Source organism: Streptococcaceae bacterium ESL0687 (assembly GCA_029392475.1).
In the GTDB taxonomy this organism is placed as follows: Bacteria; Bacillota; Bacilli; order Lactobacillales; family Streptococcaceae; genus Floricoccus.
Window position 1 is genome coordinate 762,504 of record CP113940.1, and the last position, 13,606, is coordinate 776,109.

The 13,606-nt window shown below is 38.1% G+C and carries 16 protein-coding genes; 1 reads left to right on the forward strand and 15 read right to left on the reverse strand.

Going from position 1 to position 13,606, the window contains the following annotated elements; translation table 11 throughout:
• Positions 1 to 20 precede the first annotated feature (20 nt).
• From OZX60_03830 to OZX60_03900, 15 genes are all read right to left on the reverse strand, one after another.
• Positions 21 to 665, reverse strand: a complete 645-nt coding sequence (locus OZX60_03830) for a hypothetical protein (protein WEV44578.1) — start codon at positions 663 to 665, stop codon at positions 21 to 23.
• Between the two features lie 42 nt (positions 666 to 707).
• Complete coding sequence (gene yihA, locus OZX60_03835) at positions 708 to 1,298, reverse strand: ribosome biogenesis GTP-binding protein YihA/YsxC (protein WEV44579.1); 591 nt, start codon at positions 1,296 to 1,298, stop codon at positions 708 to 710.
• 58 nt (positions 1,299 to 1,356) lie between these two features.
• Positions 1,357 to 2,592, reverse strand: coding sequence for an ATP-dependent Clp protease ATP-binding subunit ClpX (clpX, locus tag OZX60_03840; protein WEV44580.1), 1,236 nt, complete (start codon positions 2,590 to 2,592; stop codon positions 1,357 to 1,359).
• 28 nt (positions 2,593 to 2,620) lie between these two features.
• Positions 2,621 to 3,124: a dihydrofolate reductase gene (locus OZX60_03845; protein WEV44581.1), complete on the reverse strand. Its 504-nt coding sequence runs from the start codon at positions 3,122 to 3,124 to the stop codon at positions 2,621 to 2,623.
• A gap of 421 nt (positions 3,125 to 3,545) precedes the next feature.
• Positions 3,546 to 4,382, reverse strand: a complete 837-nt coding sequence (locus OZX60_03850) for a thymidylate synthase (GenBank protein ID WEV44582.1) — start codon at positions 4,380 to 4,382, stop codon at positions 3,546 to 3,548.
• A gap of 53 nt (positions 4,383 to 4,435) precedes the next feature.
• Positions 4,436 to 6,310: an ABC-F family ATP-binding cassette domain-containing protein gene (locus OZX60_03855; protein ID WEV44583.1), complete on the reverse strand. Its 1,875-nt coding sequence runs from the start codon at positions 6,308 to 6,310 to the stop codon at positions 4,436 to 4,438.
• Entirely contained in the window at positions 6,303 to 7,526 is a 1,224-nt protein-coding gene (locus OZX60_03860; protein ID WEV44584.1) for a CCA tRNA nucleotidyltransferase, read from the reverse strand. The genes OZX60_03855 and OZX60_03860 overlap by 8 nt, the downstream gene beginning before the upstream one ends.
• Positions 7,523 to 8,287 (reverse strand): 4-hydroxy-tetrahydrodipicolinate reductase, encoded by a 765-nt coding sequence (dapB, locus tag OZX60_03865; GenBank protein WEV44585.1) that lies wholly within the window; start codon positions 8,285 to 8,287, stop codon positions 7,523 to 7,525. The genes OZX60_03860 and dapB overlap by 4 nt, the downstream gene beginning before the upstream one ends.
• Before the next feature lie 9 nt (positions 8,288 to 8,296).
• Positions 8,297 to 9,145 carry a DegV family protein gene (locus OZX60_03870; protein ID WEV44586.1) on the reverse strand — a complete coding sequence of 283 codons (849 nt, stop codon included), beginning with the start codon at positions 9,143 to 9,145 and terminating at the stop codon, positions 8,297 to 8,299.
• Positions 9,146 to 9,178: 33 nt separating this feature from the next.
• The gene (locus OZX60_03875) at positions 9,179 to 9,559 is read right to left on the reverse strand and encodes a DUF1149 family protein (protein ID WEV44587.1); all 381 of its coding nucleotides are present in this window, start codon (positions 9,557 to 9,559) and stop codon (positions 9,179 to 9,181) included.
• A gap of 95 nt (positions 9,560 to 9,654) precedes the next feature.
• Entirely contained in the window at positions 9,655 to 10,374 is a 720-nt protein-coding gene (trmD, locus tag OZX60_03880) for a tRNA (guanosine(37)-N1)-methyltransferase TrmD (protein ID WEV44588.1), read from the reverse strand.
• Position 10,375: 1 nt separating this feature from the next.
• On the reverse strand, positions 10,376 to 10,888 hold the full coding sequence (gene rimM / locus OZX60_03885; protein WEV44589.1) for a ribosome maturation factor RimM: 513 nt from the start codon (positions 10,886 to 10,888) through the stop codon (positions 10,376 to 10,378).
• Between the two features lie 143 nt (positions 10,889 to 11,031).
• Positions 11,032 to 11,271, reverse strand: a complete 240-nt coding sequence (locus tag OZX60_03890; protein WEV44590.1) for a KH domain-containing protein — start codon at positions 11,269 to 11,271, stop codon at positions 11,032 to 11,034.
• Positions 11,272 to 11,288: 17 nt separating this feature from the next.
• Entirely contained in the window at positions 11,289 to 11,561 is a 273-nt protein-coding gene (gene rpsP / locus OZX60_03895) for a 30S ribosomal protein S16 (GenBank protein WEV44591.1), read from the reverse strand.
• Positions 11,562 to 11,725: 164 nt separating this feature from the next.
• Positions 11,726 to 12,427 (reverse strand): glucosamine-6-phosphate deaminase, encoded by a 702-nt coding sequence (locus OZX60_03900; protein WEV45875.1) that lies wholly within the window; start codon positions 12,425 to 12,427, stop codon positions 11,726 to 11,728.
• A 145-nt stretch (positions 12,428 to 12,572) separates the two neighbouring features.
• Here OZX60_03900 and queA point away from each other — a divergent pair, with 145 nt between their 5' ends.
• Positions 12,573 to 13,601 (forward strand): tRNA preQ1(34) S-adenosylmethionine ribosyltransferase-isomerase QueA, encoded by a 1,029-nt coding sequence (gene queA, locus OZX60_03905; protein WEV44592.1) that lies wholly within the window; start codon positions 12,573 to 12,575, stop codon positions 13,599 to 13,601.
• Positions 13,602 to 13,606: the final 5 nt, after the last annotated feature.

Consider the following 13,606-nt stretch of genomic DNA (forward strand, 5'->3'; position numbering starts at 1 on the left):
AAACCTCCTGCAGGAGGTTTTTATTTTTTGGAAATGCCTTTGAGTCCATATGACCAAGACATAATATGTGAAAATAGGAAAAGAGAAATGATTGTCCCCTCCCTAACGTAAATAGGAAGATTAAAGGCAAATGATAAAATCAAAGAACCACTGACCCCAAAAACATCAATTCCATATCTGTAAAATTTCATCGAGTGGTTGGTTCTTGCTGCAAGTAGATTACAAAAGTTCTCAATTGGAAATTGAAGGATCTTGTAGTAAAGAATACGCCCCACCCCAAAGCAGGTAACAACAAGACCTAAGAAAAAGAGTCCCAGTTTTAAGAAATAATTAGTCAGTACAAGATTTCCTAGAAGATTATAAAGGAAAAAATTGACCACAGAACCAAAACAAAACTGGGCTACAAACATGAGCAAGTACTGGTACATGTTCTTATTTCGGTCCAGAAGAAAGCAGAGAACCAAAAAGCTAATGTTAGCCAGCATAGACATGGTTCCAACCTTTATGGAAAGAATATCAGACAGGGACAAGAGAAGGGCATTGAAACAGGTAACACCTATATCTGCCTTAATTGACATGGCCATTCCAAGACCACTAACTGCATAGTAGATGAATGATATTAATAAACTTTTATGCGTGTAACTCATCTTCTTTATAAGGTCCAAATTTTCCTCCCCTTTACTTGTTGTAGAAATATGGTAAATCGCCTATTTCTCGTCTACAAAAGACTCAATTGCAGCCCAAGCTTCATTGTAACCAGTCTTATCAACTGATGAAAAAATAATGAAGTCGTCTGTTGAATCAAACTGAAGGGCTTTTTTAATAACAGCTTCGTGCTTATTCCATTTACCACGAGGGATTTTATCAGCCTTGGTTGCAACTAAAATAACTGGAATGCCGTAGTATTTTAAGAACTCGTACATTTGTACATCGTCAGCAGATGGTTCATGACGCAAATCAACCAGACTTACAACCGCCCTTAAATTATCACGGGTTGTTAGATATTCTTCAATCATTTTACCCCATTTGGCACGTTCAGACTTACTAACTTTAGCGTACCCGTAACCTGGAACGTCCACAAAGTGGATGGTATCATCGATATTATAAAAGTTTAAAAGCTGTGTTTTACCTGGTTTTCCAGAAGTACGGGCTAAATTTTTACGGTTAAGTAGGGTATTAATAAAGCTTGATTTTCCAACGTTAGAACGGCCGGCAAGGGCAATTTCTGGCATATCTGTCTCTGGGTACTGCTTGCTTGAAGCAGCACTGATTACAATTTCTGCATTATGTTTATTCATATTTTTTTCTTTCTATTAACTATCTAAAAAGACGGAAGGGGCACACGAGTGCCCCAGTTTATTCAGAAACTTCGTCTTCTTTTACTAAAATCGGCTCATCCTGACCGTCAACTGTATCTTTTGTAATGATAACCTCACGAACTCCTTCCATACTTGGAAGTTCATACATGAGATCCATCATTACTTCTTCAATAATTGAACGAAGGCCACGCGCTCCGGTCTTTCTTTCAATTGCCTTTTTGGCTATGGCATCAAGGGCTGCATCTTCAAATTCAAGATCAATCCCATCATATTCCATAAGCTTTTTATACTGTCTAACCAAGGCATTTTTAGGCTTGGTCAAAATGTGGATTAAATCTTCTTCCGTTAACTTATCAAGGGCTGCGACAACTGGAAGGCGTCCAATAAATTCAGGAATTAGACCAAATTTTTGAATGTCTTCTGAGATAATCTCCTGCATGTAACTTGCATCATCAGCGAGTTTTTTATTATTAGAACCAAATCCAATAATTTTTTCACCCAAACGAGCCTTTACAATGTCTTCAATGCCGTCAAAGGCTCCACCTACAATAAAGAGAATATTTTTAGTATCAATCTGAATCATCTCCTGATTAGGGTGTTTGCGTCCTCCTTGAGGGGGAACACTTGCAACTGTACCCTCAATTATTTTAAGTAGGGCCTGCTGCACTCCTTCACCCGATACATCACGAGTGATTGAAACATTCTCTGATTTTTTAGCAATCTTATCTATTTCATCAACATAGATAATTCCGTGTTCTGCTCGTTCAACATTAAAGTCACTAGCCTGAAGGAGTTTTAAAAGGATATTTTCGACATCTTCTCCCACATAACCTGCTTCAGTAAGGCTTGTCGCATCAGCAATGGCAAAGGGAACATTTAAAGTTCTTGCAAGAGTTTGAGCCAGGAAGGTCTTTCCTGAACCAGTTGGTCCAATTAAGAGGATATTCGACTTTTGAAGTTCAACTGAATCTTCAATTGAGCTCTGTGAGAAGTTGATTCTTTTAAAGTGATTGTAAACAGCAACAGCAAGAGCTCTTTTAGCACGTTCCTGACCGATTACATACTCATTCAAATCTTCCATAATTTCACGAGGTTTCTTGCTAACATCAATATCAGCCATGGCCTCATCATGGATTTCTTCTTGAAGAATTTCCCTAGATAAATCAACACATTCATTACAAATGTAGACACCACTTCCTGCTATAATCTTTTTAACTTCATCCTGATTTTTTCCACAAAAAGAGCAATTTATACTGTTTTTATCGGTTGTCATATAGACCTCTTTCTAATACACGGTTGTACTAATTATTTTTTCTATCTAAAACTTGAACTACAAAATTATAAATATTTTTTTCATCCTTGCTGTAAGGTTCTTCGCTCTTAAGTTTAAACTGACCCCAGTCAAAATCTTCAGGGAAGTAAGTATCTCCTTCAAGTTCTGCATCAATGATTGTTCTGTAAAAACGATCAATATCACCTGAAAATGTTTGGATTACCTGAGCTCCCCCAATTATATGAAGGGTCTTGTCCTGTTTTTTATACCAGTCAAGTACCTGTTCTCTGCTATTCATAACAAGAACTTCATTTGATCCTGCATCATAATTTTTATCACTGGTAAGTACAATCGTAGTTCTTCTTGGTAGGGTTCGTTTATTCATTCCCTCAAAAGTTGTCCGTCCCATTAAGATAACATCATCAAGGGTTGTTTTCTTAAAATGAGCCAGTTCTGCTGGCAGGTGCCAAGGCAGGGTTCCATTTTTTCCAATTAAACCAGTCTTGTCCTCTGCTAAAATTCCTGTAATCATGGTATCTCCTTTGGTATAACTCTCTTATTAATTATCTATATTATATGACTAATTAAGACCATAAAACAATAGCAAGACCTATCTTTTTATTCTTTTCTTCCTTGAAGGTAAATTATTAAGCCCCCTACTATAATGACACCCGCTACAAGTAAAATAATTTTAGGAAAACTTGCAAGGGTTATAATCAATAAAAAACTAGTTAAGACGCTTATATAAATGACTACCAGGGCTATAAAAATTACCAGTAAAAGAACAATAATGGCCATGAGTAGCCTAAAAATTTCAGGTAAATTTATATACCAAATAAGAAGACCTCTTATAAATTTTGGTATTTTTTTAGATTTTGTCGCCTTGGAAATCTCCTTTAAAAATCTCTGATATAAATTTACAAGCATGAAATTCTCCTTTAGATAGGGCTAAATTAAATGGCTAAATCAAACTTTAACTGTGGTTTAACCGGCTCATAATCAACTAATTCAAAATCTTCTGGTTTAATATCAAAGAAGTTGGTTCCTGGAGCTGCATGAAGAATTAGACGTGGGCTGCAAGCAGTTTCCTTACGATTTAATAGTTCTTCTGCATTGTCAAACTGATTGTTGTAAATATGTAGGTTATTGATAAAGTAGAAGAATTTACCAACCTTCCAGCCAAAGTGGCAGGCGATCATCATCTGAAGGGCCACATACTGCATGGCATTAATATGATGAGCCACAAGCATATCATTTGAACGTTGGGTCAAAGTAGCATCCAAGTAAATTTCATCTCCTACCCTTCTAACATCGTACATGGATTGAAAGGCACAGGGGAGAAGTCCATCACTAGCCTCAAAGTCCTCATATTGCCAGAGATTGATGATACTTCTTCTGTTCCAAGGATTTTTCTCAAGGCCATCCAAAAGTTTTGTGATGATTCCATGTCTCTTGACCGTTTCCCCGTAACGTACTCCGATTGTTCCATCAGATAGGGCCCAGTCGTCCCAGTAATGAACATTATACTTGTTTTTTAGGAGTTCTAAATCATTTGATTGATCCTGATAGATCCAGAAAATTTCTTTAATGGCTGTTTTTATAGGAATCGGACGCAGGGTTATGATGGGAAACTCACCCTTTGATAGGTCATATTCGGCAAATTGCCCAGTTACATATTTACTGTTGGCAATCTCTCCGTTTTTATAGCGGGGGCGAGCCTGTTCACTCCATACCCCATTATCAAGGATGTTTTTGATATTTTCCTTAAAAATCTTATCTGCCTTGGTCATGGATTCTCCTTATATTAATATTATTGATTCTCAAATACTTATTTAAATTTATTTTAGGCCTTACTGCTTAGGTATTCATAGCGGTCATATTTTTCAAGCAGGCTGTCATTGGCCTCGTCTAATTCCTTTTGCAGGACTGAAAGCTTACCAAAGTCACTCCCATTTTCATTCATCTCAGTTTCGATCTCAGAAATTCTCTCTTCTAGGGCCATAATCTCATCTTCAATGGTTGCCCATTCTTTTTGCTCAAAATAAGACAGACGTTCCTTCTTATCTTTGACCTTAACAGTCTTTTCAGAAGAAGTTTCTTCAGCTTTTTCAAGAGGTTTTTCTTCCTTATTCAGGAGGTAGGTTGAATAGTTACCATGGTACTTGTTAATCGTTCCTTGGTCAAAAATTAACAGTTGCGATGCCACCTTGTCTAGAAAATAGCGGTCATGACTTACTGTGATAACAGCTCCTGGGAAGGTGGCCAAAAAGTCCTCTAGGACAGTCAGAGTTGCAATATCCAGGTCATTTGTCGGCTCGTCTAGAAGAAGAACATTTGGCTGCTCTAAAAGAATCTTCAGAAGGTACAGGCGTTTTTTCTCTCCACCTGAGAGTTTTGAGATAAGAGTTCCGTGGGTTGAACGAGGGAAGAGGAACTGCTCAAGCAGGTTAACAACTGAGGTCATCTCTCCAGTTTTATTAGTTGAAGCTGCTGCTACCTCTTCCAGGAAGTTGATTACTCGTTTTGATTCATCAAGACCTCTGATATTTTGCGAGAAGTAGCCAATTTTTACGGTCTCTCCAATATCTAAAATACCCGAATCAAGCTCTAGATCTCCGTTAATAATATTTAAAAGAGTTGATTTCCCTGATCCATTGTCCCCAATAATCCCAATTCGACTATCAGCCTGAAGTAAAAGGTCAAAGTCAGAGAAAATCTTTTTATCCGGATAAGAAAAGGCAGCCTCTTCAAGCTTAACGACCTTTTTACCCAAGCGGGTTGTAGCCAGATTGATTTCCAGATTTTCAGAATCATCAGTGGTCATACTGTCCTTTAGACTTTCAAAACGGTCAATCCTAGCTTGCTGCTTGGTTGCCCGGGCCTGAGGACTCTTTCTAATCCAGGTTAATTCCTGCTTGAAAAGCTGGCGCTTTTTATGCTGCTGACTAGCTTCTGCTTCTTCTCGTTCTGCCTTTTGGGTCAGATAGTCCTGATAATTACCTTGGTATTCAATGACTCCACCACGGTCTAATTCAAAGATACGGCTGGCCACATTATCCAAGAAATAACGGTCGTGGGTGATAAATAGGACAGCCCTTTTAAGGTTGGTCAGGTAATTTTGTAGCCAGGCGATTGTTTCCACATCCAGGTGGTTGGTCGGCTCGTCTAGTAATAATAAATCACTTGGATTTACTAGAACTTGGGCCAATTGTACCCTTCTTTTTTGTCCCCCAGAAAGGCTTGAAATTTTCTTAGAGGTATCTGTGATATCTAGTTTTGAAAGGACGGTTTTGACCTCTTGTTCAATGCTCCAGGCATTATTTGAAGAGACTGCTTCCTCCCTTTTAGACAGCTGCATCTGAAGGTCTTCATTCATTGGATCCTCAGTCAGATTATCCAGAGCCTGCTCGTAGGCCTTGATGATGGCCATTTGAGGAAGCGTTTCGTCAAGGACGGCATCTAAGATTGTATCATCTTCCTTGAAATCAGGCTCCTGGGTCAAATAGGTAATTCGGTAGTCATGAGGGTGAACAAAGGGATTAGTATCCCCGTCAAAACCAGAAACTCCTGAGATTACATTTAAAAGCGTAGTCTTACCAGTTCCGTTGACTCCGATAAGTCCAATTTTATCATAATCATGGATGATAAAAGATAGGTCTGAAAAAACCGTCTTATCTCCAACTGATTTGGTTAGTCCTTCAACACGAAAGTCACTCATATATTTCTTCTTTCATTTCTTCTCTGAGGTAGTCTAAAATAATGGATTGATCATTTTCCAAATCACCGTCCACTACCAACTCCTCAATTTTACTAATTAATTGGCCAATCCAAACTCCAGGCTTACGATTGAAATTCTTCATTAAAATTTGACCATTAATATCAAGTTCTGCTTTAGATTTGATGGGAAGAAGTTCATCTAGTTGGTTAAGATGGATTGGATTAACCTCCAACCCTTCTGCCAAAAAGAGCTCCTCAGCCAACTTAAGTGACCTGTATCCTAGTTGATAAAGATCTCTTCTACCCCAAGTTCTTAGGCTACCAATTCTGTAAGCCTTACAGATGTCCGTAACCCTTTTAATAAAATCATTTGACACATTCCACTTCTTCAGGAAACATTTACAATCATCTACTTGTAGGTTTAAAAGCAGATAAGCCCAGGCTTGTTCAGATTCTGAAAAGAGGAAAGCATCATCTTTAATCTTTACAAGAACTTTCTCTAAATCTGTTTCAGATCCAACCATCCCTGGCAGGTAGTTATTTACTCCTGACCTAAGGAGATTTGAAAGCCCCTTACGCCAGAAGTCTGCCATTAAAAGCTTATCAAGCTCAATAAAACTTCGTTCAATCGATATTTTCTCAAGAAGGGGAGCATGAGTCTGCATGGCAAAAAAAGTTTTCTCTTCAATGTCAAAGTTAAGACTTGCGGTAAAACGAAGGGCCCTCATAATTCTTAGGGCATCTTCATTAAAGCGCTCATCAGCAATACCAACAGCTCTAATTAATCTATTTTCAAGATCCGAAAGACCAGAAAAACGGTCAATAATTACCCCATCCTCAGCAAGGGCAAAGGCATTGATAGTAAAATCTCGCCTTAGAAGATCCTCATCTAAATTACGGACAAAGGTTACGCCGCTCGGACGCCTATAGTCAACATAAACGTCTTCTGTCCTAAAGGTTGTAATCTCATACTGGCCTTCTTCAGCCAGAACAAGAACTGTCCCATGCTCGATACCAATATCGACAGTCTTTTCAAAAATTTGTTTAACCTCTTCAGGATAGGCACTGGTCGCAATATCAACATCATGGATATCCCTACTTAAGAGGACATCACGGACACTTCCACCCACGAAATATGCTTCATAACCTGAAGATTTTAACTTATCGATTATAGGTAAAGCCTGCTGAAATTCAACAGGCATGTTTTTTAATTTCATAATAAATGTTCCAACCCATATACTAACTGATCTAATTTTGTTACTTTTTTTATTCCTAGTTTAACGCCACCCATAAATGATTCACGGTCATAAGAATCATGGCGAATTGTTAAGCCTTCACCTGGGGCACCAAAAATTACCTCCTGGTGGGCAATGAGACCTGGAAGACGCACGCTGTGGATTCTAAAACCTGAATACTCAGCCCCTCTAGCACCAGGTAAACTTTCTTCTTCTCCTTGTGCCCCTTGCTTTTTAAATTTACGATTTTCTTCAATCAATTCAGCTGTCTTAATGGCTGTTCCACTAGGAGCATCCATTTTTTTATCATGATGAAGTTCAATTATCTCAAGGTCTGGGAAGTATTTTGAAGCCTTGGCAGCAAATTCCATCATTAAAATGGCCCCAACCGCAAAGTTAGGCGCAATTAAGCCACCAACTTTTTTCTCAAGGGATAAATCCTTTAGAAATTTAATATCTTCTTCAGAAAATCCAGTAGTTCCAACAACTGGTGAAAAACCTTGTTCAATGGCAAATTTTGTATTGTCAAAAACAACCTTTGGCGTTGTAAAATCAACCCAAACATCTGCATCAAAGCCAATCAAATCTTCCTTCTTGGTAAAGACAGGAATCCCGTCTACTTGTTTTTCTTCAGCAAAGGGATCAACAAAAGCGGCTAGTTCAAGTTCTGGATCAGCCTTTACCATGTTTACAGCTGTTGAACCCATCTTTCCTTTGTAACCTGCGATAATTACTTTAATCATAAAAACTCCTTATTTTATAACTGGTGAAATAGCAAGAACAATAGCATTTTCTCCTAAGTGAGTACCTATTATAGCTCCAATCGTTGCAATTGAAATATTTTCAAGTCCTTCTTCTTCCAAAGACTGGACAAAACTTTCAGCCAATTTACGGGCATTCGAATGGATAACAAAGACCTTGTAGTCTTCTTCTTGGCTAGCTTCCTTGACAATTGAAACTAATTTTTTATGGGCTTTTTTGCTTGAACGAACCTTATCATAAACAACAATCTCTCCCTCACGGTTAAATTCGAGAATGGGCTTAATTGATAGTAGGGTTCCAACAATGGCTGCTCCATTTGACAAGCGTCCGCCCTTAACTAGATGCTTTAAGTCCTCAACAAGAATATAGGCCCTTGTTTTTTCAATAACGTATTCAATTTTTTGACTAATTTCTTCAAAAGACTGACCCTCGGCAGCTAATTTTAAGGCTACCTCAACCATATATCCTAGCGGAGCGCTAGTAATTAGGGTATCAAAAAACTTAACCGTCAAATTCGGAAATTCACTCTGAAGGTAAAATGAATTTTGATAAAAACCTGAAATACCTTTAGACAGGAAGAGTCCGATTACATGAGTATAACCTTCTTTTTCAAGATTAGCTAAAAGCTCTTCAAGTTCAGCGATGCTAGGCTGAGAAGTTTTAGGTAATTCAGCTGTTTCAGACATTTTTTTATAAAAGTCTTCATTAGATAAATTTTTCCCTTCAAAGTATGTTTCACCATCAATAACAATGGGAATATCTAAGGTGAAAAGATTTTCCTTATTCTTATATTCATCTTCTAAAAATGCTGATGAATCTGTGATTACTGCAATCTTCATATATCCTCTGTTTTTCTATACAACACAACTAATTTAGAATTGTAAATTTACTCCAGGTTCATCCAAAGCAACTTCACTTACTTCCATCGTAAGGCGTCTTACCATATCTAAAAGAGGCTGTGCAATTTCTTCCATATCTTCCTGTGACAACTCACTTTGCTCAACAACCTTTTTATTTTTCAAAACATTGTTTTGCATGATGTATCCACTAACAATGAAACTTTCAAGTACTATTACAAATTCAACACTTGCATTTAAAACAGTATCAGCTTCACTTTGATCTGGAACATCTTCTATTAATTGAATTTGAATGTGAACCCGAGTTTCAGGTGTTCCATTTTCTTCCTCATAGGCTAAATTTCTTGCATTATAGTTAAAACCTTGTACAAATTCCTTATCGCGAATTATTTCCATTTCATTTTCTCCTAATATTAATCAGCTTATAAACTACTAGTAAGCCTTAAGCTAGCCTAAATGTTTAACCTTTTTGAATTTACCGTACTATTCTATCATAATCCTGATTTTATTTCAGCGAGCATCTTCTTTTCTTCATTAGAAAGCTCATAGGTCTCCAGTAAATCAGGTCGCCTTTCAAGAGTTTTTTTAAGGCTTTCCTTAAGACGCCACTTGCGAATGTTTTCATGGTGACCACTCATTAGAACTTCTGGCACCTTCATCCCCCGGAAGTCTTCTGGACGGGTATACTGGGGATGCTCTAAAAGACCACTTGAAAAGCTATCATCCTCGTGGCTAGCAGCCTTACCTAGAACATCTGGAATCAAACGGACTGTTGCGTCAATGATGACGCTTGTTGCCATTTCTCCTCCTGTAAGGACATAGTCGCCAAGACTAATTTCATCAGTAACCAGAGTCTTGATTCTTTCATCATAGCCTTCATAGTGGCCGCAGATAAAGACCAAATGCTCCTCTTCGGATAATTCTTCAGCCAGTTTTTGGTCGAATTTTTTCCCTGCTGGATCGAGCAAAATCACGCGAGCATTTTCACGGGGAATCTTATCCATGGTGTCAAAGATTGGCTGGGGCATGAGAAGCATCCCCTGGCCGCCACCGTAGGGGTAGTCATCTACGTGCCTTTGGGTATTTGTCGCATTGTCGCGGAAATTATGAAAGTCAATCTCAACCTTGCCTGACTTTTGGGCCCGACCCACGATTGAGTGGTCAAGACTTGAAAACATCTCCGGGAAAAGGGTTAAAATATCAATCTTCATCTTAGTCGTCTAGTCCTTCTGGAATTTCAACCTCCACTCGGTTGTTTTTAACGTCAACGTCAAGAACAACTGGTGGAATATAAGGGATTAACAGGTCTTTTTTCTTAGGGCGTTTGATAACCCAGACGTCATTTGCCCCAGGTGAGAGGATTTCAGAAACTGTTCCAAGTTTTTCATCACCTTCGTAGACGTCAAGGCCGATGATTTCATGGTAGTAAAATTCGCCGTCTTCAAGATCAGACAAATCTTCCTCAGAAACTTTTAAGACAAATCCCTTGTATTTCTCAACATCATTGATGTGATAAAGTCCTTCGAATTTTACGATATCAAAGTTTTTTTGCTTACGGTGTGTTTTAACGGTAAGGTTTTTAATAAAGTTTCCTTTTTCATCAAAAAGTGCCAGCTCATTTCCCTTAGCAAAGCGCTCTTCTGGGAAGTCTGTAACACTTAAAATTCTTACCTCTCCTTGTAAACCTTGCGTGTTTACAATTGTTCCAACCTTATAATAATTCATTTTTTCTCCAAGTCTTTTATCGATTAGATTCTTAAAAATCCATCTAAATCTTCTATTCTTTAGTTTAACATAATTTAATTGTGATGAGTAATGGGCAGTATTAAGATTAAAAAGAAAAACACCTGTATTTACAGGTGCCCTTCTTACTGGTTAACCAGAAGTCGAATTTTTTTCCCATCAACGGGAACTGAATAAACAATCGTCCGAATTGCTTGGATAATCCTACCCTGCTTTCCGATAATTCGACCCATGTCAGCCTCAGCAATATGCAGATGATATTCAAGAAATTCGTCTGCATCCACTAGTTCCAACCTGATTTCTTCTGGTTTAGATAGAAGAGGTGTAACAATCCTCAAAACAAGATTTTGAATGTCAGATTCCATACCCTTCCCCTTTTTTACTATTTAGCTTGTTTAGACTCGTGGAATTTTTTCATAACTCCAGCTTTTGATAGGATGTTACGAACTGTATCAGAAGGTTGAGCTCCGTTACCAAGCCATTCAAGAATACGTTCTTCTTTAAGAGTCACGTTGTTTTCTGAAAGAAGTGGGTTGTAAGTTCCAACTGTTTCGATGAAACGTCCATCACGTGGTGAGCGAGAGTCTGCTACGTTAATACGGTAATAAGGTTTTTTCTTTGAACCCATACGAGTTAAACGGATTTTTACTGCCATTTTATATATTTCTCCTAATTAAATTATTTTACAAGGACTAGTATATCATATTTTGAATACTTGTCAAGGACTGTCAAGAAAAAAACTTGACAGATATTTTTTTGATCATTAATCTTACTCCATCAGCTTAAAAACCCAGCCTTCAAGGGACTGGATTTTTAAATTTATAGTTTTGAAGCTGCTCCTTCATCAACAATTACATAAACCTCTGGATGACTTTGTAAAATACTTGCCGGAAGATTTTCTGTTAGTGGACCATGAACCATCGCAGTTACAGCGTTGGCCTTATTCTTGCCGTAAGCCATAAGGATAATGGCCTTTGACTGCATAATGCTTGCAATTCCCATTGATAAGGCCTGTCTTGGAACCTCATTTTCATGGACAAAAAAGCGGGCATTATCTGCAATTGTTTGATCTGTTAAATCAACCAGGCTAGTTGTTCCCTCAAAAGATGCTCCTGGTTCATTAAAACCAATATGACCATTTGACCCAATACCAAGAATCTGTAAGTCAATTGGGTTTTGGTCAATGATTTGATTATAGTGATCTGCCTCTGCATCAAGGTCAGCTGCAAGTCCATCCGGTAGATAGTTCTTTTTAAAAGGTTTTTTATCAAAAAGATGTTCCTTCATGAAATAGTCATAACTTTGGTCATTATCTTTTGGTAGACCTACATATTCATCAAGATTAATTGAGGTCATGTCCGTAAAATCAAGATCACTTGCTGTTAAATGCTTGTAAAACTCAATCGGTGTACTTCCTGTCGCAAGTCCCAAAGTTTTAATCCCGTCATCCATCTTTTCTGCAAGAATTTCGTAAGCTTTTAAACCACCCTCTACTGCATCTGTAACTTTGATAATTTTCATTTTCATAATCCCATCTAATATTTATTGGTATATACCAATTATAGAATTTAATTTAATTTTAGTCAATTATTTTTTTAAATTTGTTATAATAACTCTTAGAAGAAATTGAAACGGAGGATGCGGAATCTGTAATCCGCTCATATACATGAATACAAATGACTTTGACTTTAATCTCCCTGAAGAACTAATCGCACAAGTGCCTTTAGAAAATAGGAGTGAATCTCGCTTATTAGTTTTAGACCGTCAAAAACAGACCCAAGAGGATAAGCACTTTTATGATATCGTTGATGAGTTAAATCCTGGAGATGCCCTAGTTATGAATAATACGAGGGTTCTTCCTGCCAGGCTCTTTGGTGTGAAACCTGACACTGGAGGTCACGCAGAACTCCTTTTACTTAAAAATATCGAAGGTGATATTTGGGAGACCCTAGCAAAACCAGCCAAACGTCTTAAAAAAGGAACAAAAATTTCATTTGGCGATGGTCGCTTGGTCGCTACTGTCCTTGATGAGTTAGAACACGGCGGAAGAATCGTTGAATTCTCCTATGATGGTATCTTTTTAGAAATCCTTGAAAGCCTGGGCGAAATGCCCTTGCCTCCTTATATCCATGAAAAACTAGAAGACCAAGACCGTTACCAGACAGTCTATGCCAAGGAAAACGGAAGTGCTGCAGCACCTACTGCAGGTCTTCACTTCACGCCAGAACTCCTTCAAAAAATTGAAGACAAGGGAGTTAAACTAGTCGAGGTGACCCTTCACGTGGGTCTTGGAACCTTTAGACCAGTCAATGTTGACTCAGTCGACGACCATGAAATGCATTCAGAGTTCTACTCCCTTTCAGAAGAAGCCGCAAAAACCCTTAATGAGGTCAAGGCCGCAGGTGGTCGCATTGTAGCTGTAGGAACAACTAGTATTAGGACTCTTGAGACTATTGGAAGCAAGTTTGATGGTCAAATCAAGGCTGACTCTGGTTGGACCAATATTTTCATCAAACCTGGTTATGAATTCAAGGTTGTTGATGCCTTTTCAACCAACTTCCATCTACCTAAATCAACTTTAGTTATGCTGATTTCAGCCTTTGCTGGCCGTGATTTCGTAATGGATGCCTACAATCATGCAGTGGAAGAAAAATATCGCTTCTTCAGCTTTGGCGACGCCATGTTTATTAAATAAAGAAG

What these genes read in the sequence shown, in the direction of transcription:
- yihA (WEV44579.1), bottom strand. Translation starts at nt 1,298, where the DNA reads ATGAATAAACATAATGCAGAAATTGTAATCAGTGCTGCTTCAAGCAAG.
- clpX (WEV44580.1), bottom strand. Translation starts at nt 2,592, where the DNA reads ATGACAACCGATAAAAACAGTATAAATTGCTCTTTTTGTGGAAAAAAT.
- OZX60_03845 (WEV44581.1), bottom strand. Translation starts at nt 3,124, where the DNA reads ATGATTACAGGAATTTTAGCAGAGGACAAGACTGGTTTAATTGGAAAA.
- OZX60_03850 (WEV44582.1), bottom strand. Translation starts at nt 4,382, where the DNA reads ATGACCAAGGCAGATAAGATTTTTAAGGAAAATATCAAAAACATCCTT.
- OZX60_03855 (WEV44583.1), bottom strand. Translation starts at nt 6,310, where the DNA reads ATGAGTGACTTTCGTGTTGAAGGACTAACCAAATCAGTTGGAGATAAG.
- OZX60_03860 (WEV44584.1), bottom strand. Translation starts at nt 7,526, where the DNA reads ATGAAATTAAAAAACATGCCTGTTGAATTTCAGCAGGCTTTACCTATA.
- dapB (WEV44585.1), bottom strand. Translation starts at nt 8,287, where the DNA reads ATGATTAAAGTAATTATCGCAGGTTACAAAGGAAAGATGGGTTCAACA.
- OZX60_03870 (WEV44586.1), bottom strand. Translation starts at nt 9,145, where the DNA reads ATGAAGATTGCAGTAATCACAGATTCATCAGCATTTTTAGAAGATGAA.
- OZX60_03875 (WEV44587.1), bottom strand. Translation starts at nt 9,559, where the DNA reads ATGGAAATAATTCGCGATAAGGAATTTGTACAAGGTTTTAACTATAAT.
- trmD (WEV44588.1), bottom strand. Translation starts at nt 10,374, where the DNA reads ATGAAGATTGATATTTTAACCCTTTTCCCGGAGATGTTTTCAAGTCTT.
- rimM (WEV44589.1), bottom strand. Translation starts at nt 10,888, where the DNA reads ATGAATTATTATAAGGTTGGAACAATTGTAAACACGCAAGGTTTACAA.
- OZX60_03890 (WEV44590.1), bottom strand. Translation starts at nt 11,271, where the DNA reads ATGGAATCTGACATTCAAAATCTTGTTTTGAGGATTGTTACACCTCTT.
- rpsP (WEV44591.1), bottom strand. Translation starts at nt 11,561, where the DNA reads ATGGCAGTAAAAATCCGTTTAACTCGTATGGGTTCAAAGAAAAAACCT.
- OZX60_03900 (WEV45875.1), bottom strand. Translation starts at nt 12,427, where the DNA reads ATGAAAATTATCAAAGTTACAGATGCAGTAGAGGGTGGTTTAAAAGCT.
- queA (WEV44592.1), top strand. Translation starts at nt 12,573, where the DNA reads ATGAATACAAATGACTTTGACTTTAATCTCCCTGAAGAACTAATCGCA.